The 18,510-nt window shown below is 71.6% G+C and carries 19 protein-coding genes; 16 read left to right on the forward strand and 3 right to left on the reverse strand.

Going from position 1 to position 18,510, the window contains the following annotated elements; all coding sequences use genetic code 11:
• Positions 1-222 precede the first annotated feature (222 nt).
• Entirely contained in the window at positions 223-1,641 is a 1,419-nt protein-coding gene (locus EIY87_RS33530) for a sulfatase family protein (RefSeq protein ID WP_225440188.1), read from the forward strand.
• Between the two features lie 188 nt (positions 1,642-1,829).
• Here the strand turns inward: EIY87_RS33530 and EIY87_RS33535 are convergent, their stop codons facing one another.
• Together EIY87_RS33535 and EIY87_RS33540 are read right to left on the reverse strand one after the other, a co-directional pair.
• The gene (locus EIY87_RS33535) at positions 1,830-3,242 is read right to left on the reverse strand and encodes an MFS transporter (RefSeq protein ID WP_225440189.1); all 1,413 of its coding nucleotides are present in this window, start codon (positions 3,240-3,242) and stop codon (positions 1,830-1,832) included.
• Positions 3,239-3,733 (reverse strand): MarR family winged helix-turn-helix transcriptional regulator, encoded by a 495-nt coding sequence (locus EIY87_RS33540; RefSeq protein ID WP_125313919.1) that lies wholly within the window; start codon positions 3,731-3,733, stop codon positions 3,239-3,241. Before EIY87_RS33540 ends, EIY87_RS33535 begins: the two co-directional genes overlap by 4 nt.
• A gap of 143 nt (positions 3,734-3,876) precedes the next feature.
• On the opposite strand from EIY87_RS33540, the gene EIY87_RS33545 reads away from it, so the two are divergent.
• Positions 3,877-4,677 (forward strand): SDR family NAD(P)-dependent oxidoreductase, encoded by an 801-nt coding sequence (locus EIY87_RS33545; protein ID WP_125313920.1) that lies wholly within the window; start codon positions 3,877-3,879, stop codon positions 4,675-4,677.
• A 10-nt stretch (positions 4,678-4,687) separates the two neighbouring features.
• Here EIY87_RS33545 and EIY87_RS33550 read toward each other — a convergent pair whose 3' ends face one another.
• Positions 4,688-5,437 carry an enoyl-CoA hydratase/isomerase family protein gene (locus tag EIY87_RS33550; RefSeq protein ID WP_125313921.1) on the reverse strand — a complete coding sequence of 250 codons (750 nt, stop codon included), beginning with the start codon at positions 5,435-5,437 and terminating at the stop codon, positions 4,688-4,690.
• Positions 5,438-5,511: 74 nt separating this feature from the next.
• On the opposite strand from EIY87_RS33550, the gene EIY87_RS33555 reads away from it, so the two are divergent.
• From EIY87_RS33555 to EIY87_RS33620, 14 genes are all read left to right on the forward strand, one after another.
• On the forward strand, positions 5,512-5,721 hold the full coding sequence (locus EIY87_RS33555; RefSeq protein ID WP_125313922.1) for a hypothetical protein: 210 nt from the start codon (positions 5,512-5,514) through the stop codon (positions 5,719-5,721).
• A gap of 100 nt (positions 5,722-5,821) precedes the next feature.
• On the forward strand, positions 5,822-7,096 hold the full coding sequence (locus EIY87_RS33560; RefSeq protein WP_125313923.1) for an aromatic ring-hydroxylating dioxygenase subunit alpha: 1,275 nt from the start codon (positions 5,822-5,824) through the stop codon (positions 7,094-7,096).
• A 7-nt stretch (positions 7,097-7,103) separates the two neighbouring features.
• Positions 7,104-7,325 (forward strand): hypothetical protein, encoded by a 222-nt coding sequence (locus EIY87_RS33565; RefSeq protein WP_125313924.1) that lies wholly within the window; start codon positions 7,104-7,106, stop codon positions 7,323-7,325.
• Between the two features lie 91 nt (positions 7,326-7,416).
• Positions 7,417-8,487 carry an amidohydrolase family protein gene (locus tag EIY87_RS33570; protein ID WP_125313925.1) on the forward strand — a complete coding sequence of 357 codons (1,071 nt, stop codon included), beginning with the start codon at positions 7,417-7,419 and terminating at the stop codon, positions 8,485-8,487.
• Position 8,488: 1 nt separating this feature from the next.
• On the forward strand, positions 8,489-9,658 hold the full coding sequence (locus EIY87_RS33575) for an acyl-CoA dehydrogenase family protein (RefSeq protein WP_125313926.1): 1,170 nt from the start codon (positions 8,489-8,491) through the stop codon (positions 9,656-9,658).
• A complete protein-coding gene (locus EIY87_RS33580; protein WP_125313927.1) occupies positions 9,655-11,772 on the forward strand; it encodes an acetate--CoA ligase family protein in 2,118 nt (705 codons plus the stop codon). Before EIY87_RS33575 ends, EIY87_RS33580 begins: the two co-directional genes overlap by 4 nt.
• On the forward strand, positions 11,759-12,517 hold the full coding sequence (locus EIY87_RS33585) for a class II aldolase/adducin family protein (RefSeq protein ID WP_158641402.1): 759 nt from the start codon (positions 11,759-11,761) through the stop codon (positions 12,515-12,517). Before EIY87_RS33580 ends, EIY87_RS33585 begins: the two co-directional genes overlap by 14 nt.
• Before the next feature lie 18 nt (positions 12,518-12,535).
• Positions 12,536-13,504 (forward strand): DODA-type extradiol aromatic ring-opening family dioxygenase, encoded by a 969-nt coding sequence (locus EIY87_RS33590; RefSeq protein ID WP_125313929.1) that lies wholly within the window; start codon positions 12,536-12,538, stop codon positions 13,502-13,504.
• Positions 13,501-14,157, forward strand: a complete 657-nt coding sequence (locus tag EIY87_RS33595; protein WP_125313930.1) for an RraA family protein — start codon at positions 13,501-13,503, stop codon at positions 14,155-14,157. The genes EIY87_RS33590 and EIY87_RS33595 overlap by 4 nt, the downstream gene beginning before the upstream one ends.
• Positions 14,150-14,809 carry an RraA family protein gene (locus EIY87_RS33600; protein ID WP_125313931.1) on the forward strand — a complete coding sequence of 220 codons (660 nt, stop codon included), beginning with the start codon at positions 14,150-14,152 and terminating at the stop codon, positions 14,807-14,809. The genes EIY87_RS33595 and EIY87_RS33600 overlap by 8 nt, the downstream gene beginning before the upstream one ends.
• A complete protein-coding gene (locus EIY87_RS33605; protein ID WP_086860306.1) occupies positions 14,806-15,405 on the forward strand; it encodes an RraA family protein in 600 nt (199 codons plus the stop codon). The genes EIY87_RS33600 and EIY87_RS33605 overlap by 4 nt, the downstream gene beginning before the upstream one ends.
• A complete protein-coding gene (locus EIY87_RS33610; RefSeq protein ID WP_125313932.1) occupies positions 15,405-16,514 on the forward strand; it encodes a Gfo/Idh/MocA family protein in 1,110 nt (369 codons plus the stop codon). Before EIY87_RS33605 ends, EIY87_RS33610 begins: the two co-directional genes overlap by 1 nt.
• Positions 16,515-16,524: 10 nt before the next feature.
• On the forward strand, positions 16,525-17,538 hold the full coding sequence (locus tag EIY87_RS33615; protein ID WP_125313933.1) for an amidohydrolase family protein: 1,014 nt from the start codon (positions 16,525-16,527) through the stop codon (positions 17,536-17,538).
• Between the two features lie 182 nt (positions 17,539-17,720).
• Positions 17,721-18,509 carry a FadR/GntR family transcriptional regulator gene (locus EIY87_RS33620; protein WP_125313934.1) on the forward strand — a complete coding sequence of 263 codons (789 nt, stop codon included), beginning with the start codon at positions 17,721-17,723 and terminating at the stop codon, positions 18,507-18,509.
• Position 18,510: the final 1 nt, after the last annotated feature.

Consider the following 18,510-nt stretch of genomic DNA (forward strand, 5'->3'; position numbering starts at 1 on the left):
CGCGAGCGACGTCCAGGACCGGCAACGCCGACCGGGCTAGCTGCGGGAGGCGTCCGTGACGGTCGGCAACAACACCGGGTCGTGGGGCGGTTTGCGACCGCCGGTCGGCGCGCGGGTCTTTACCGAACCCGAACACGCCTCGGACCCGCCCTGAGCATCGCGGGCTTAGCGTCCGGGGGCATGTCACCTCGCGTCCGTCTTCTCCTGACTTCGGTACTGGCCGTGGCTCTGGCTTCGACCGCGGCGGCGTGCACGGCCGGCAGTCCGGCGCCGCTGCCCGCCGGCGCGGCGGGCGGCAAGCCGAACGTCGTCCTCGTGCTCACCGACGACCTGTCCATGAACCTGCTTCCGTACCTGCCGCACGTGCAGGACATGGCCAAGACCGGCACGTCCTTCGCGAACTACACGGTGACCGATTCGCTGTGCTGCCCGTCGCGGTCGTCACTGTTCACCGGCATGCTGCCGCACGACACCGGCGTGTTCACCAACGGCGGCAAGGACGGCGGCTATGGCGTGTTCCACGGCCGCGGCGACGACAAGTCGACCTACGCGACGACGTTGCAGCAGGCCGGGTACCGCACCGCGATGATGGGCAAGTACCTCAACGGGTACGACCCCGAGAGCGACGGGGTGCCGCCGGGCTGGACCGAATGGGACGTCGCCGGCAACGCGTACGGTGAGTTCGACTACGACCTCAACGAGAACGGCACGATCAAGCACTACGGCAAGAAGCCCGAGGACTACCTCGTCGACGTCATGGCAGGCAAGGCCGCGCAGTTCGTCTCCGCCTCGGCGGCCGCGCACACGCCGTTCGCGATCGAGCTCGCCACCTTCGCCCCGCACGGCCCCTACACCCCGGCGCCCCGCGACGCCGACGCTTTCCCCGGCCTCACCGCGCCGCGCGGGCCCGCGTTCGACACGCTGCCGGCTTCGGCGCCGTCGTGGCTCGCGTCCCGGACTCCGTTGACGGACAAGGAAAAGACGACGATCGACAAGGACTTCCGCAAGCGCGCGCAGGCCGTGCGGTCGGTGGACAAGATGATCGGCACGGTGCAGGAGGCACTGGACAAGGCCGGGGTCCGCGGGACGACCGACATCGTGTTCACCTCAGACAACGGCTACCACATGGGCGAATACCGCCTCACCCCCGGCAAGCAGACGGCGTTCGACACCGACGTGCACGTACCGCTGGTGGTCACCGGCCCGGGCGTCAAGGCCGGCGCGACGGTGAACCAGCCGGTGGAGAACATCGACCTGCGGCCGACGTTCGAAGCACTCGCCGGCGCCGAGACCCCGGCCGAGGTGGACGGCGAGAGCCTGGTGCCGTTGCTGAACGGCACTGTGCCACCGGTGTGGCGGACGGTCGGTCTGGTCGAACACCACGGGCCGGACTTCGACCGGACCGACCCGGACAAGCCGAAGAAGAACAGCGGCAATCCCAGCACCTACGAAGCGATCCGCAGTACCGCTTCCACCTACGTCGAATACGCCGACGGCACCAAGGAGTTCTACGACCGCACCACGGATCCGCAGGAGCTGCGCAACACCGTGGCGCAGTTGCCACCGGACGAGGCGAAGCGGTTGCACGACACGCTGCAGGCCATGATCACCTGCCACGCAGCGGCGGCTTGCCGCCACTGACCCCGCCGCGGCTCGCGCGTCCGGCATCCTGGCTTCGGGGCAACTGGCGCAGGGCGAGCGCGGTCAGCACGAGGGCCACCGTCTCCGAGGGGGCCTGGTGGTAAAGCGCTGCCTGGTTGCCGATGACGCCGAGGGCGGAGAGCCGGTTGGACCGGCCAGGTGCTGACGATCGCCGGATTCGGAGGGCCTCAGTGGTTTTCGTCGCTCGTCGATTCTCCGGCGTCTTGGCTTCGAGGCAGCCCGCGTAGGGCGAGGACAGTCAGCACGAGGAGGACCGCGCCGAGCACCGTCAGCACGAGCGCCACCGTGTGCAGGCCCTCGTCGGATGCGCGTTCGCCGTAGGCGACGCCGATCAGGCTGGACGACAGGATCGCGCCGAGGTAGGTGAACGTCCGCAGGAGACCGGCGGCGACGCCGATCGTCTCGGTGGGGGCCTGGTGGTAGAGCGCCGCCTGGTTGCCGATGACCCCGAGGCCGGAGATCACCGCGAACGCCATCGTGACCGCGATCAGCAGCCACACCGGTGTCGTCGCGTGGAACGCGAGCAGGCAGGCCGGTCCGGCGACCGCGGCGATGCCCGTGGCCAGCAGGCACGCACGGATCCTTCCGCCGCGGGAGAACGGGATGGCCAGCAGCGCCGCGACGACCGACATCGGCACCATCACGTAACCGGCCGTGGACGCGCTGAGGTGGCGTCCTTGTTCCAGCCACTGGGTGAAACCGTAGAGGATGCAGTAGCTCAGCAGGAACATGATCGCCACGCGGACGTACGTGGCCGACAAGGCGCGGTTGCGCACCAGCATCCGGACGTCGATGAACGGGTGCGTGGCCCGCGTTTCCCACCAGAGCAGCAGGGTGCCGAGGACCACGCCCGCTCCCGCGACGACCCAGCGCGGGTGGTGCAGGTCCTGGAAGAACACGATCAGGCTCGCGGTGGCCGCGGCGAACAACGCCATGCCGGGCAGGTCGAGGGCGCGGGCCAGGGGGATCGACGACTCGCGTTCGCGGGACCGGCGGGGGAGCCAGCGCAGGGCCGCCGCCAAGGTCAGCAGGGCCAGGGGGACGTTGATCAGGAAGGTCACGCGCCAGCCGCCGAAGGCGACCAGCAGGCCGCCCAGGGGGAGGCCGATCGTGGCGCTCGTCTGGCCCGCGATCGCGAGGGCGCCGATCGCGCCCTCGGCGCGGCCGCCGGGGTTCTCGGCCGCCCAGCGCCGGACCAGCATCATCGCCGTCGGGTAGCCCGCGGCTGTACCGATGCCGAGCACTGCCCGGGCGACCAGCAAAAGCGTGAAGTTCTCCGCGAGCGCGCCGAGGAGCCCGCCCGCCGCGACCAGTACCAGGCCGGCCAGGAACGTCTTCCGCGCCCCGAACCGCTCGGCGAGCTTGCCCATCGCCGGCTGGCCGATCGCGCTGGCGAGGTAGAGCGCCGCGACCAGGCCGGCCGCCGACGCCGCGCTGACCCGGAAGGCCTGGCCGATGGCGACCAGCGCGGTGGCGAGCACGGAACTGTTGATCGGGTTGAGCGCCGAGCCCAGCACAAGGGGAGTGAGGTACCGCCACCCGGGAGCGGTCCGGCCGGGCGCGTCGGCGACGGTCTTCACCGGTCCGCCGGGGGCCATGGCGCCGCGGGGCGCGAGCGGGCGGTCCGCGTGCTCGCGAGCCGGTCGAGGACCTCGATCAGTTTCGGCACGAGTTCGCGTTCTTCGTCCGACAGTTCCTGGTCCAGAGCGTCGGCGAGCCACGTGTTCCGCAGGGCCGACGCGGTCCGGACCGCGTCGCGGCCCTTGCCGGTCGGTTCGATCAGGCTCCGGCGCGCGTCGGCGGGGTCGGGACGGCGTTCGATCAGGCCGTCGCGTTCGAGCGCGGACACGATCTGGGCCATCGACTGCGGGCGCATGTGCTCGGCCGCAGCGAGCTCACTCGTCGTGACGGCGCTGCCGCGGACGATGCGGTCCAAGGCGACGAGCTGGCTCCTCGTCCAGGGGACCGGGAGGCGGAGCCCCTCGACCCGCAGGCGGCCGCGAAAGCGCTGAACCGCCAGGTCCAGGCCTGCGGCGAGGGTCGCCGAAGGGTCTGTGTCGTCTTCGTTCATGCGGCCAAGAATACAGGCTAACTGAACAGGTAGCCTGTCTAACTCGTCACGGTATACACCTGTAGACAAGTCGCGCAGCGAAGTCTACAGTCGTAGACATCGGCGGAATCGCCGCCGGTTCAAGACGAACATCGAGGCGAACAATGGATCTCCAACTGACGGGCAAGCGCGCGCTCGTGACCGGCTCGAGCTCGGGCCTCGGCGAAGCCATCGCCGGGCGCCTCGCCGCGGAAGGCGCCGAGGTCGTGGTGCACGGGCGTGACGTCGCACGGACGGAAAAGGTCGCCGCGGCGATCCGCGGCCAGGGCGGGCGCACCGCCGTGGCCATCGGCGACCTCGCCACGGACGAAGGTGCGGCCGCCGTCGCGGCCGCCGCGCTGGCCGGTGGCCCGATCGACATCCTGGTCAACAACGCGGGCGCGTACGAGCACCTGTCCTGGGCGGACGCCACTCCCGAGGACTGGCGGAACACCTACGAGGGCAACGTGATCTCCGGGGTCCGGATGATCCGGCACCTCGTGCCGCAGATGCGGGACCGGCGCTGGGGCCGGGTGATCACCATCGGCGGCGGGCTGGCGACCCAGCCGATGCAGTCGCACCCCCAGTACAACGCGACGCTGGCGGCCCGGCACAACCTCGCCGTGTCGCTCGCCCGTGAGCTGAAGGACACCGGCGTGACGTCCAATGTGGTCGCGCCCGGCGCCATCCTGGTGGAATCGGTGAAGGACCTTCTCACCGGCATCGCCCCGGCCCGCGGGTGGGGTGAGACGTGGGAGGAGATCGAGCGTGGCGCGGTGCGGGACATCATCCCGAACGACACCGGCCGGTTCGGCAAACCCGAAGAGATCGCCGCAGCCGTCGCCTACCTGTGCAGCCCGCTGGCCGACTACGTCAGCGGCGCCAACCTCCGGGTGGACGGCGGCCTGATCCGCAACGTCACCTGACGCCGCGGCGTCAGCGCCGGGCGAACGCCGAGATCGCTTGCCGGGCGGAGCCGGTGGCGGCGAGTGCCGTGATGGCTCCGGCTTCCTCGTCGAGTTGCTCGTCCCGGCTCCTGTTCGCCGCGGAGAGGATGAGGCGCTTGGTCGCCGCCAGGGAGCCGGGCGCCATCCCGGCGAGGCGGCCGGCCAGCTCCCGTGCTTCGTCGAGGAGGGCGGAGTCGTCGATGACGGCCGTCGCGAGGCCCCAGTCGCGGGCCTCGTCCGCGGTGAGCGTCCGGTTGGTCAGCGCCAGTTCGAGCGCGCGGCGCGGGCCGACGAGACGGGGGAGCAGTGCGCTGGCTCCGTTGTCCGGTGACAGCCCGATCGCCGTGTAGGCGAGCCGGACCTTCGCCGAGCGGCCGAGCAGCACGAGGTCGGCGCCGAAGGCCAGGCCCACCCCGGCACCGGCGATGGCGCCCTGCGCGGCGCAGACCACCGGGACGGTCAGGGCGGCGAGGTGGCGGTGTGCGGCGTGCACGACGTCCGCGACCTGGCCGACGTAGGAGGCGAGATCGGCCTCGTGCGCGGCGAAGGCGCGGACGTCGCCGCCGACGCAGAAGTGTGGTCCCTCGGCGCGGACGAGAACGACTCGCGCGTCCGTCCTGGTGAGCCGTTCGGTCGCTGCGGCGAGCTGCCGGCCGGCGTCGAGGTCGATCGCGTTCGCGGCCAGGACCAGCTCGGCCACCTCGCCGCGCAGGTCGAGCCGCACTTCGCTGTCGGTCATCTCTTCTCCAGGGGTCGGGGAAGTCTTATGCTCTAATCATAGTCCTAATTAGGCGCCGAGGGGACGGGTTCCCGATGTTCGAGGTGTATCTGCGTGGCCTGCCTTGCGCGTGGTGCGGGCAACCGGCGATCGCGTTCGTGCCCGCCGTGGGCGCGAGGCACCAGTACCGGGTGTGCCGGCTCGGCGAGCGCCCGGAAGGGGTGGCCGCCGACCGGCTGGTCCCGCGCCAGGGCCCTGGTCCGGTCGATGTCGACGAGCTGGCCGACGTCGCCGCCGTGGCTTGACGAGTAATGCTCCTATGATTAACCTACAAAGGCGATCGGACGAAGGAGTCCGTCGTCTGCCGGACCGCGATCGCCTGGTCCGGGGCAAGGGAGGACGCTGATGCTGCACCCAGACGTCAACGAGCGCTACAGCCGCGTCGGCCGCGACACGCCCGCCGGTGCGCTCTACCGGCGTTACTGGCTTCCGGTCGCCACCGAGACGGACCTCGACGCCAACCCGGTGAAGCGGGTCCGGCTGCTGGGGGAAGACCTGGTGCTGTTCCGCACCGAGACGGGCGAGCTCGGCCTGGTGGCCGAGCGGTGCCCGCACCGCGGCGCTTCCCTGGGCTACGGGTTCCCGGACGGCGCCGGGCTGCGCTGTCCGTACCACGGTTGGAAGTTCTCCCCGCAGGGCGAATGCCTGGAACAACCGAACCAGATGCCGCCGTCGGCCCAGCTTCAGGCGCGGGCACGCACCACGAGCTACCCGGTCCGGGCGCTCGGCGGCCTGATCTTCGCCTACCTCGGGGAAGCCCCGGCGCCGGCGCTGCCGCGCCTGGACCTCTTCGCCCTCGAAGAGAGCCCGACGCGCTTCCGCGACATCGGCTACGCCGTGATTCCGTGCAACTGGCTGCAGATCATGGAGAACTCGTTCGACCCGACCCACGTCGAATGGCTGCACGGGCGGCTGTTCAACTACCACCTCGAGCGGGCCGGCGAAGAGCCGACCGTCCTCGGTGGACACCACATCAAGATCGGCTTCGACCTCGTCGACTACGGCATCATCAAGCGCCGGCTGCGCGAGGGCCAGACCGAGGACGACGAGGACTGGAAGGTCGGCCACCCGGTCTACTTCCCGAACATCCTCAAGGTCGGCGGCTACGGCCTCAGCTCCTTCCAGATCCGCGTGCCGATGGACGACCACCACACGCTGCACTTCTGGTACTGCTACTACGACGTTCCCGACGAGTACGCGAACCTCGTCGAGGAGATCCGCGCCCTGCCCGACACCTACGAGGTGAAGCTCCAGGACGCGGACGGGAACTTCCTGATGGACACTATCGACTCGCAGGACGCGATGGTGTGGGTGACGCAAGGCGCGCTGACCACCCGCGACGACGAGCACCTCAGCTCGTCGGACCAGGGCATCGCGCTCTACCGCAACCTGCTCCGCAGCCAGCTGCGGGCGAACGAGACCGGCGGCACGGTGATGAACGTGCACGACGCGGCGACCGAGCACGAGCTGATCCAGCTGCCGCAGGAGAAGAAGGAACTCGGCATCGGCGGTGGTGGCGCCAACCCGATGGCGTCCTTCCTGCGGACGCAAGGCGTCTACAGCCCGCGGCTGAGCACGCTCACGCAGCGGATCGACGCCGTGGTGCGGAAGGCCGGTTGAGCGGGCCGTGGCCTCCGCCGCCCCGAACTCCGCACCCGACGGGGGCTGCCGCGACGGCCGCCACCGGACCGGCACCGGGATCTGCCCGGCCTGCGGTGAATGGCTGCCCACCGCCTGGTGCCGGGCCGCCGGCTGCGGCTGGCGGGAGGCGATCGGCGAGCCGACGATCGCGGCCGCCGTCGCCCACCACACCGAGACCGGCCACCCGATCCGCGTGCTGATCGACTGACGCGCCGGGGACCGCCCCGCCGCGAACCCCCACTCCGCGACCGGCCCACGACGAGGGCCCGGTCGCGGCCACCGAAAGAGGAGCGCATCCCATGCCCCGAAAGATCGTCGACGTGCACGGCCACCTCGTCGCCCCCGCCGAGCTGTACGCCTACCGCGAGTTCCTGATCGGCAGCCGCGGGCACTACGGCCGCCGGCTGAAGGGGTTCTCCGAGTCGCGGGAGGGCCTCGGGCACGGCCGCACCGGCGTGATCCCGCCCGAGGAGCTCAAGCACTTCGCCGAGGAGCACATCGCCTGGCTGGACAAGGTCGGCACCGACGTGCAGCTGGTCTCCGCGCGGCCGTACAGCCTGATGCACTCGGAGAAGCCGGCCCGGATCGTGCACTGGTGGGCCCAGGCCGTCAACGACGCCATCGCGACCCAGGTGCAGTTCTACCCCCAGCGGCTGCAGGGCATCTGCAACCTCCCGCTGGTCTGGGGCGAGCCGGTCTCCGTCGTCTTCGAAGAGCTCGAGCGCTGCGTCAACGAGCTGGGTTTCGTCGGCGTGCTCGTCAACCCGGACCCGAGCGAGGGCCGCGCGCCGATGGAGGTGCCGGGGCTCGGCGACGAGTACTGGTACCCGCTGTACGAGAAGCTGGTCGAGTACCAGCTGCCGATGCTGGTGCACTCCTGCGGCTGCGTGTCCCTGCGCGAGAACCAGAGCCTGCACTTCATTTCCGAGGAGAGCACGGCGGTGATGTCGCTGGTGCAGTCGGACGTGTTCGACGTCTTCCCGGACCTGAAGGTCGTGGTGCCGCACGGCGGCGGCGCGATCCCGTACCAGGTGGGCCGGTTCCGCGGCACCTACTGGCAGGGCACCGAGCGCGGCGGGACGTTCGACGAGGCGATCCGGAAGCTCTACTACGACACCTGCCTCTACAGCGAGGAAGCGCTTGCTCTGCTCGTGAAGGTGATCGGCAGCGACCGCGTGGTGTTCGGCACCGAGCGGCCCGGCGACGGCTCGCACAAGAAGACGCCGACGGCCGGCTGGGCCGACGACATCGCCGGCGTCCTGCGCGGCATCCCGGCGCACTCGGAGCAGGACCTGGACCTGATGCTCGGCGACACCGCGCTGGACATATACCCGCGTCTGCGCAAGAACCTGGAAGCGACGGCGGGCTGAGATGACCTCCGAACTGCTCGAACCGACGCAGACCGAGGCCGAACGGGACGCCATCGTCGGCCTGGTCCGCGAGTTCGTCCAGGAGCGGGTGGCGCCCCGGGTCGCCGAGTACGACGCGGCCGAGAAACTGCCCGACGACCTGCTCGAGGAAATGGCGCGGCTGGGCTTCTTCGGCGGCGTGGTGCCGGTCGAATGGGGTGGTCTCGGCCTCGACCACGTCACGTTCACCCGGATCATCGAAGAGGTCTCGCGCGTCGACCACTGCCTGGGCGTGCTGATGAGCATGCCCTCGGCGCTCGTCGGCTCCGGCCTGCTGGAGTTCGGCACGACCGAGCAGAAGCAGCGGTGGCTCGTGCCGCTGGCCGAGGGCAAGCTGTTCGGCGGCGCCGGGGTCACCGAACCCCGCTCCGGCAGCGACGTCGCCGGCACGCAGACCCGCTACACCCGCGAGGGCTGCGGGTACGTGCTCAACGGCGCGAAGGCCTGGATCACCAACTTGGACCGTGCGGCGTTCTTCGTCACCTTCGCCACGCGGGATCCGGCGTTGGGGCGCCGTGGCCTGTCGGCGTTCATCGTGCCCGCGGACGCGCCGGGCGTGCTCAAGAACCCCGTGCACAACAAGCTGGGCTTCCGCCCCCTGTGCAGTGGCGACCTCGTCTTCGACAACGTCCGCCTGGGACCCGACGCGATGCTCGGGGCCGAGGGCGACGGGTTCGCGGTCGCGATGAACGCCGTGGAGCGCGGCCGCCTGTCAGTCGCCTCGCGTGCGGTGGGGCTGGCTCAGTCCTGTTTGGACGCTTCGGTGCGGTACGCGCGCGACCGGGTCGTGTTCGGCCAGCCGATCACGGACTTCCAGATGGTGCAGCAGAAGATCGCGAACATGGCGGTGTCGGTGCAGGCCGCGCGGCTGCTCACCGAACGCTGCGCCGAGGCCATGCAGCGGGGGGAGCGCGCCCGGGTCGAAGCCAGCATGGCGAAGATGTACGCCAGCGACGTCGCGCAGGCCGTGGCGACGGACGCGGTCCAGATCCACGGGGCCTACGGCGTGTCCGAGGAGTACCCCGTGGCCCGGGCCTACCGGGACGCGAAGGTGTTCCAGATCGTCGAGGGCGCGAACGACATCCATCGCGTGCTGATCGCCAAGGACGCCATCCGCGGGGAGTCTCGATGACCGCCACCGACGTCCGTGCCGCGGCTCGGCGGCTGGCGCCGGGCGGGCTCGGCGAGGCCTCGGCGCGGGACTTGCTCGCGCCCCTGGACCTGCCGTTCGTCCCGGCCACCCCGGTTCGTTCGGCCGACGAAGCCGTGGCCGTCGCGCGGGACCTCGGCTTCCCTGTGGTGTTGAAAGCGCTTACCGACGAGGTGCTGCACAAGTCCGACGCGGGCCTGGTCGAACTCGGCCTTGCCACGGCGGACGCGGTGTCCGCGGCGCATGACCGGCTCGTCGAGCGGGTTGCGGCGCTGGGCGTGAACGACGCGCGGGTCGTCGTGCAGCCGATGGCACCGCCGGGTACGGACCTCATCCTCGGCTGGGTGCGGGACCCTACGTTCGGCCCGGTCGTCGTGGCCGGGCTCGGCGGGGTGACCGTCGAGCTGTTCCGCGACGTCGCCCGCCGCGTCGCCCCGGTGACCGTGGACGACGCCGACGAGATGCTGCGGTCACTGCGGTGCGCGCCGCTGCTGACCGGTTTTCGGGGCGCCGCGCCCGTCGACACGAAGCAGTTCGGCGAGCTGGTGGCGCGGGTGTCCGAGCTGGCGCTCGCCGTGCCGGAACTGTCCGAACTGGACCTGAACCCGGTGCGGGTGCTCGCCGACGGCACGTGTGTCGTGCTCGACGCCCGCGTGGTGGTCGAGCCGGTCGCCGCCGAGGAGCCGCGGGGGAGTGGTTACAACCTCACGGCCCTGGTCCGGCCGCGGAGCATCGCGGTGGTGGGCGCGTCCCGGGACGCCACCCGGCCCGGCGCCCGCGTCCTGGCGTCCCTGCGCGAGCACGGGTTCGCGGGCGAGCTGCACCCGGTCAACCCGGCCGGTGGCGAAGTCGGCGGGCTGCCTGCCGTGACGTCGTTGGGCGAGCTGCCGGGGGTGCCGGACCTCGTCTGCATCGCGCTGCCCGCGAAGGCAGCCGTCGAGTCGGTCCGCGAATGCGTCCGGCTCGGGGTGCCCGGGGTGATCGTGTTCGCCTCCGGATTCGGCGAGGCGGGGGCGGAAGGGCAGGCGCTCGACGCGGAGTTGCGCGCCGCTGTGGCAGGCTCCGTCACGACCCTGTGCGGGCCCAACACGATCGGCGTCGTCAGCGCGCACCACCGGATGGCCGCGACGTTCAGCCAGGCCATCACCGGCTTCCCGCTGCGCGAGTCGGGCACCTGCCTGATCGCCCAGAGCGGCGCCGTCGCGGGCAGCCTGGTGTCGCGGGAACTGGCCGACGGCTACGGCATCGGCGACTGGGTGACGGTCGGCAACCAGTCCCAAGTGGACGTCGCCGACTACCTGGAGCACTTCACGACACTCGACACGACCCGGTCGATCGCGGTGTTCCTCGAAGGCGTGCCCGACGGTGACCGCTTCCGTCGCGCACTGGCCGCCGCGCGGGTCCGCGGGGTGCCGGTGGCGGTGTTCAAGACCGGCGTCACCGAGGCGGGCCGCCGGGCGGTGTCGTCGCACTCGGGCGCGCTCGCCGGGAGCGGCGAGGCCTACCGCGCGGTGCTGGCGCAGGAGGGCGCGGTGCAGGTCACGGAGTTGACCGGCCTGCTCGAAATCGCCTGGACGCTCGGCAACACACCGCGGCCGACCGGCGGCCGGGTCGCGGTCGTGACCACTTCAGGCGGCGCGGGCAGCGCCACCGCGGACCTGATCGACCAGCACGGACTCGCGTTGGCGGCGTTCGAGGAGCGGACCACGGCAGAACTGGCCGTGGTGCTCCCCGCCTTCGCCCACGTCGACGATCCCCTCGACATCACGGCCGAAGGCACCTTCGCCGAGGGCACCGTCCGCCGCGTCGTCGAACTCGTCACTGGAGACCCCGGCGTCGACCTCGTCTGCGTGGTGCTCACCAGCATCGCGGGCGAGGACGCCGTCCGCGTCGCGCGGCAGATCGCCGACGCGGCCGACGGCAGCGCGAAACCCGTGCTCGTGTCCTGGCTCGTCACCCGCTCGCTCGCCGCCGACGGCATGGCTCTGCTGGCCGGACGTGGCATCCGGGTGTTCACCGAGCCGGCCCGCATGGTCGCCGCGGCCGCCGCCCTCGTTTCCTCGTCGCACCTCGGGAGTACTCGTGTCCGACACTGAAGACCTGCGGGCGCTCGTCGCGCTGTCGTGCCGCATCCTCGCGGCCACCGGGTGCGTCCGCGAGATCACCGGGCACGTCAGCACCCGGGTGCCCGGCACCGACCGGATCCTCGTGCGGTGCCGCCCGCCGCAGGACCCGGGCGTGCGGTTCACCGTCACCGACGACATCCACCTCGTCGGCCTCGACGCGACGAACGCCGACCTCCCGGACGGCTACGCGCTGCCGGGGGAGTGGCCGATCCACACCGAGCTGTACCGCCGGCGCCCGGACGTCGGTTCCGTGGTGCACGGGCATCCGGAGGCGTCGCTGAAGTGCGGCATCCTCGGGCTGCCGATGGAGCCGGTGATCGGCGCCTACGACCCGGGCGCGATGGAGCTGGCCGTGCGCGGGGTGCCGACCTACCCGCGGGCCGTGCTCATCAGCGACCGGCAGCTGGGCGGCGAAGTGGCCGACACGATGGACACCGCCGACGCCTGCCTGCTGCGCGGGCACGGCGTGGTCGCCGTCGGCGCCGACCTGCAGCAGGCGACGGTCCGCGCGATCAAGCTCGAAACGCTCGCCGAGCTGACGCTGAGCCTGCACTCGGTGCCGGGCGCCCAGGCGCAGGCACTGTCCGAAGAGGACATCGCCGAAGTCTCGGGTTTCGTCAACAGCCGCAACGCCGCGAAGACCTACGCCCACTGGACGTGGGACTACTACCGCCACACGCTCGGCGACGCCGCCGACGTGACCCGGCGCGGCTGACTCGTCAAGGAGGAACACATGGCACAGGTAGTGGGCGGCGCCGCGGTGTCGCACAGTCCGCAGCTCTCCATGGAATCGGGTGGGTGGCGCGCGCACGGCGACCTCGAACTGCCCCGGCTCGGTGCGCTCGGCCTGACGCCGACCGATCGGTCCCAGGAGGAGTTGGAAGACGAACTCGACCCGGCCCTGCTGGCCGAGCGGTACGAGGCGTGCCAGCGCGCCCTGGAGAAGACCCGGGACGAGCTGCTCGCCCTGCGGCCGGACGTCCTGGTCGTGATCGGCGACGACCAGCGTGAGCTGTTCCTCGACGACATCATGCCCGCGGTCTCGATCTTCTGGGGCGAGTCCCTGGAGGACCGGCCGCCGGGCGCCGCGGCCTATCCGTCCACAATGGAAACGGCGTACAAGTACTACCACGCCGACGAAGTCGACGTGTACGAAACGCACGCGGGGCTCGGCCTGCACCTGGTCGAGCAGCTCGTCGAGGGCGGCTTCGACGTCGCCCAGTTCACCGAGCAGCCGAAGGACCGCTCGCTCGGCCACGCGTTCACCTTCGTCTACCGCCGCCTGCTGGAAGGCCTGCCCCGCATCCCGCTGGTGCCGATCTTCCTCAACACCTACTACCCGCCGAACCAGCCCACGCCGGGCCGCTGCGTCCAGTTCGGACAGGGACTCCGCGAAGCGATCGACAGCTGGCCGTCGGACCTGCGGGTGGCGCTGATCGCCTCCGGCGGCCTGACCCACCCGATCATCGACGAGAAGCTCGACCGCGGCCTGCTCGAAGCCCTGGAAGCGCACGACCACGAGGCCCTGTCCCGAATTCCCGTGGACGGCCTGCGCGAAGGCAGCTCCGAGATCCGCAACTGGATCGCCGTCGGCGCGGCCCTGCACGACGCTCCCGGAAAGGTCGTCGACTACATCCCGGCGTACCGCTCGAAGGCGGGTTCGGGCTGCGGCATGGGGTTCTTCACCTGGACCCGGGCATGACCCCGGTCCGGGACCGGCTGCTCGCCCTCGACACGTGCGTGCTGTCGGACGCGCTCGACGCGCGCGGCCTGCCCGGCGCGGTCGCGGGCGTGCTGCCGGTGTGGGAAGGCGCCCGGCTGGCCGGCCGGGTCGTGACGATGCGGACGGTGCCCGCCGACGGCCGCGCCAGCCGCAGCCACCTGGGCACCGCGGCGATCGAACGGGCCGCCGAAGGCGAGGTGGTGGTCGTGCAGCAGGACACCGGCCGGCCCTACCGGTCGGCCACCTGGGGCGGCCTGCTGGCTCGCGCGGCCTCCCTGAACGGTCTGGGCGGAGTCGTCGTCGACGGCGCGTGCCGGGACGTCGACGAGATCCGTGAACTCGGCCTGCCGGTGTCCGCGCGGGAAGCCATCCCCTTCACCGCGCGGGGCCGGATCGTCGAGGACGCGGTCGGCGTGCCGGTGCGGATCGGCGGCGTCGAGGTGCACGAGGGCGACTACGTGCTCGCGGACGGCAGCGGCGCGGTGTTCGTCCGCGCGGCCGACGTCGAGGACGTGCTCGCGGCCGCCGAGCGGCTGGTGGCCCGCGAGCGGTTGATGGCCGAAGACCTGCGGGCGGGCCGGCGCCCGTCCGAAGTCCTCGGCACGGACTACGAGGAGATGCTCAATGTCTGACCAGACGGCCGACCGGGCGCGGGCGATCGGCACCGCCGGGCTGTCCGACGCGCTGGACAAGCTCGGCCTGCCGGGCGCCGTGCCCGGGATCGTGCCCTTCGACCCGCGGTTCTCGATCTGCGGGCGGGCGTTCACCGGCCAGTACGAGCCGGTCGACGCCCTCGGCGGGACCGTCGGCGACTACATCGACGACGTCGAGCCCGGGCAGATCGTCGTGCTGAGCAACGACGGACGGCTCGACTGCACGGTCTGGGGCGACATCCTCACGGCCGTCGCGAAGGCGCGCGGCATCGGTGGCACCGTGATCGAAGGGGTGTGCCGGGACGTGGCCGACAGCCTGGCCATCGGCTACCCGGTGTTCGCCCGCGGCCGCAGCATGCAGACCGGCAAGGACCGGGTGCGCCTCGCCCACACCGGCCGTCCCGTGCGGCTGGGTTCGGTGCTGGTGCACCCCGGCGACGTGATCCGCGGGGACGCCGACGGCATCGTGGTCCTCGCCGCGGCCCGGGCCGACGACGTGCTCGACGTCGCGGAGGGCATCGAGCGTGCCGAGGACAGCATTCGCACGGCGGTCGCGGGAGGTCAGCGGCTCGACGAAGCGCGGGCACAGATGGGTTACCACTCGCTGCAGACGAAAGCCGGCGCGCGATGACCGCGCAGGCGACCCGGCTCGGCGAGTTCGGCACGGCGACGCTGCACGAGTCGGGGGCGACCCCGCTCCCGCCGCAGCTGCGGCCCCTCGACCCGGCGTGGCGGATCTGCGGGTACGCGTTCACCGTCCGGCTGACCCCCGGCAACAACATCTGGCTGCACCGCGCGCTCTACGCGGCCGCGCCGGGGGACGTCCTCGTCGCCTCGACCGGTGGCGCCTTCGAGTTCGGTTACTGGGGCGACATCCTGACCAGCGCGGCGATCGCCCGCCGGCTCGGCGGCCTGGTGCTCGACGGCTGCGTGCGCGACTCGGCGGAGCTGCTGCAGCTGGGCTTCCCGGTGTTTTCCCGCGGTTTGTGCGTCCGCGGCACCGGCAAGGACACGACGGGCGGCGACCTCGACGCCGACATCACCATCGGCTCGGTGGTCGTGCGGCCCGGCGACCTGGTCGTCGGGGACGCGGACGGCGTCGTCGTCTCGCCGCGGGAGGACGCCGCGGTGGTCGGCGAGCGCGCGGCGCGGCGGGAGGACAAGGAAGCCTCCGTGCGCCGGCGGATCGCCGCCGGCGAGTCCACCCTCGACATCTACGGGTTCTGATGGGCACGCACGGGGTGGGCATCGCCGGCTGGGGTGCGGCCGGGCGGCTGATGGCCGCGGCGCTCGGGCGTTCGGCGCGGTTCCGGCTCGCGGGGATCGCGGACGTCGACCCCGCGGCCCGCGAGCGCGCAGCCGCCGAGACCGGCGTCCAGGTGTACCCGGACGTGGCTTCGCTGGCCGCTTCCGCTGACGTCGACGTCGTGTACGTCGCGACGCCGACCGCCACGCACCTGGAAGCGGTCCGGGCCGTTGCCGCGCAAGGAAAACACGTCATCTCGGAGAAGCCCCTCGCCACGACACTGGCGGACGCGCGGCTGGCGGTCGAAGCCGCGGAACGTGCCGGTGTCGTCCTGCTCGTCGGCGCGACCCACAGCTACAACGCGCCGGTCCGCGTCCTGCGTCGGCTCGTCGAAGACGGGACGCTCGGCCCGCTGCTCTCGGTGTGCGCGAACTGCCACACCGACTGGCACCGCCGCCCGCGGTCCCCGGCGGACCTCGATGCCGCGCAGGGCAACGGATTGGTGCTCCGCCAAGGCGCCCACCAGATCGACGTCCTGCGGTACGTGTGCGGCGGGCTGACCGAGTCCGTCACCGGGACGACGTTCGGCGGCGCCGACGGGACCGAACTCGGGTTCTCGGCCCAGCTGGCGTTCCCCGGCGGCGTCCACGCGAGCGCGTATTACGTGGGCACTGGCGGGTTCGACAGCCGGCTCCAGACCTGGGGTGTCGGCGAACTCGGCACCTTCGACGTCGCCGCCACCCCGGAGACGAACCGGTTCTTCGTCCTGTCGGGCGAAGGAGCGGTGTCCCCGGTCTTCGGCACCCTGGCGGCGACCTTCGCGGACGGCGGCGCCTGGGTCACCCCCACCGGCGCGCTCGTGTTCGCGGGCGGCGACGTCACCGAAGTCGGCGTCGAAGACGAGGTGTCCGGCTGGCAGGCCCTGCTGGCCGAGCTGGCCGGCGCGCTCGACGGGCACCCGGCCGTCCACACCGGACGCTGGGGGCTGGCGACGCTCGAAGTGGCGCTCGCCCTGCACGAGTCCGCCCGCACCGGCCGGCGCGTCGGCCTGCACCACCAGGTCCCCACCCAGCCCGACCTTCAGGCGTAAGGAGAACCAGATGATCATCGACGCGCACGCGCACGTCAACGCCCCGCCGGAGCTGTACGCCTACCAGGCGGCCCTCATGTCCTCGCGCGGTGCCCACGGGCAGGGGAGCGCGGGCGTGACCGACGCCGCGCTCAAGGAGTGGGGCGAGCGCACCCTGGCCACCATGGACGGCGTCGGCACCGACCTGCAGCTGATCTCACCGCGGCCGTTCCACTGCGGCCACTCGATGCGCCCGGCGAAGACCGTGCACTGGTGGACCAGCGCGGTCAACGACGTCATCGCCCGCCAGGCCGCGTTGTTCCCCGGCCGGCTGGCCGGGGTGGCCGGCCTGCCGCAGGCGTACGGCGAGAGCGCGGCCGACTGGGTCGGTGCCCTTGAGGAGGCCGTCACCCAGCTGGGGATGGTGGGCTGCGTGCTCAACCCCGACCCGTCCGAGGGCACCGGGCACGTGCCGCCGCTGGGCGACCCGTTCTGGTACCCGCTGTACGAAAAGCTCGTGGAGCTCGACGTGCCGGCGCTGATCCACTCGGGCAGCTGCCTCAACGACCGGGAGACCTACAGCGAGCACTTCGTCACCGAGGAGAGCATCGCGATCCTGACGCTGCTCAACTCGGAGGTGTTCCTGCGCTACCCGACGCTCAAGATCATCGTCGCGCACGGCGGCGGGTCGGTGCCGTACCAGATCGGGCGCTGGCGGGCGGCCCGCGCGCACCCGAAGCTGCGCCTGGGCCACGTGCTCAAGGACGAGTCGTTCGACGAGAGCCTGCGGCGGCTGTGGTTCGACACGGTCCTGCACAACCCCGGTTCGCTCGAACTGCTGATCAAGACGGTCGGCGCGGACCGGTGCCTGTTCGGCACCGAGCGGCCGGGCAGCGGCACCGCGCCCGACCCGGTGACCGGGCACGACTTCGACGACATCCGGCCGGTCGTCGAAGGCTTCGGGTTCCTCAGCGAGGCCGAGAAGGCCGCGATCCTCGCGGGAAACGCGCAGTCGCTCTTCAAGCTGACCCCGACGGCGGGGTGACGTCAGGCGAAGAAGCCCTCCGGCGCGGCGGTTCGTCGCGGCGGAGGGCTCTGCGCGTCCCGGCAACTCGATCAGGCAACCGCGATAGGCTGAGCCCGTTCAGCGTTCATAACTCACAGTAGTGTACTATCATTAGCCTTGAGCCTGGGTCGTGGGTCGGCCGGCGGGGAGTGGGTGCCATCGTGGTTGACGAACCTGCAGAGGGCGAAGGCGCGCGCGTCGCCCGCCGTCGTCCCGACGCCCGGCGGCCCCAGAAGGTCTCGCTGGCGATCGCCCAGCGGATCGTCGACGACATCACGGACGACGACCTCGGGCCGGGCACCAAGCTGGCCAGCGAACGCGACATGATGGCGCGGTTCGAGACCGGGCGCGGAACCCTGCGCGAGGCGCTGCGGTTCCTCGAGATGAACGGCGTCATCCGCGTCAAGGCGGGTCCGCACGGCGGCCCGATCGTCTCCGAGCCGGACGCCCACGACCTCGCGGGTGTGCTGGGGTTGTTCCTGCAGCTCAAGAAGATGCCGTTCAAGGCGCTGGTCGCGGCCCGCGAGGTGCTCGAACCGGAACTGGCGGCGCAGGCGGCCGAGGCCGCGGACGAGAAGCTGATCGCCGAGATCTCGGATTCCATCGACGGCATGCGGGAGTTCCTCGACGACGAGCAGAACTTCCTGGCCGAAAACGACCGCTTCCACGCGGCCGTGTCCGCGGCGGCCGGCAACGAGCTGTTCGCCCTGCTGATCTCTTCTCTGCACCTCATCACCGACGGCATGCCGCTCGGGGTGAGCTACCCGCCGCCGCGGCGGAAGGCGGTGCTGCAGGCGCACGAAGCCGTGTGCGACGCCATCAAGAACGGTGACGCGGAGGGCGCGCGCTGGGCGATGCGCCGGCACATGCGCGAGTTCCGCCGGTACATCGTCGAGAAGTTCCCGATGGTCTACGAACGTCCGGTCCGCTGGCGCGACGTGGCTCCCTGAG

The sequence above is a fragment of the Amycolatopsis eburnea genome, from assembly GCF_003937945.1.
Lineage (GTDB): Bacteria > Actinomycetota > Actinomycetes > Mycobacteriales > Pseudonocardiaceae > Amycolatopsis > Amycolatopsis eburnea.

Coding starts and splice junctions, on each gene's coding strand:
- EIY87_RS33550 (WP_125313921.1), bottom strand. CDS start 5,437: ATGACCGACAGCGAAGTGCGGCTCGACCTGCGCGGCGAGGTGGCCGAG.
- EIY87_RS33575 (WP_125313926.1), top strand. CDS start 8,489: ATGACCTCCGAACTGCTCGAACCGACGCAGACCGAGGCCGAACGGGAC.
- EIY87_RS33570 (WP_125313925.1), top strand. CDS start 7,417: ATGCCCCGAAAGATCGTCGACGTGCACGGCCACCTCGTCGCCCCCGCC.
- EIY87_RS33545 (WP_125313920.1), top strand. CDS start 3,877: ATGGATCTCCAACTGACGGGCAAGCGCGCGCTCGTGACCGGCTCGAGC.
- EIY87_RS33595 (WP_125313930.1), top strand. CDS start 13,501: ATGACCCCGGTCCGGGACCGGCTGCTCGCCCTCGACACGTGCGTGCTG.
- EIY87_RS33540 (WP_125313919.1), bottom strand. CDS start 3,733: ATGAACGAAGACGACACAGACCCTTCGGCGACCCTCGCCGCAGGCCTG.
- EIY87_RS33610 (WP_125313932.1), top strand. CDS start 15,405: ATGGGCACGCACGGGGTGGGCATCGCCGGCTGGGGTGCGGCCGGGCGG.
- EIY87_RS33580 (WP_125313927.1), top strand. CDS start 9,655: ATGACCGCCACCGACGTCCGTGCCGCGGCTCGGCGGCTGGCGCCGGGC.
- EIY87_RS33590 (WP_125313929.1), top strand. CDS start 12,536: ATGGCACAGGTAGTGGGCGGCGCCGCGGTGTCGCACAGTCCGCAGCTC.
- EIY87_RS33615 (WP_125313933.1), top strand. CDS start 16,525: ATGATCATCGACGCGCACGCGCACGTCAACGCCCCGCCGGAGCTGTAC.
- EIY87_RS33555 (WP_125313922.1), top strand. CDS start 5,512: ATGTTCGAGGTGTATCTGCGTGGCCTGCCTTGCGCGTGGTGCGGGCAA.
- EIY87_RS33600 (WP_125313931.1), top strand. CDS start 14,150: ATGTCTGACCAGACGGCCGACCGGGCGCGGGCGATCGGCACCGCCGGG.
- EIY87_RS33605 (WP_086860306.1), top strand. CDS start 14,806: ATGACCGCGCAGGCGACCCGGCTCGGCGAGTTCGGCACGGCGACGCTG.
- EIY87_RS33560 (WP_125313923.1), top strand. CDS start 5,822: ATGCTGCACCCAGACGTCAACGAGCGCTACAGCCGCGTCGGCCGCGAC.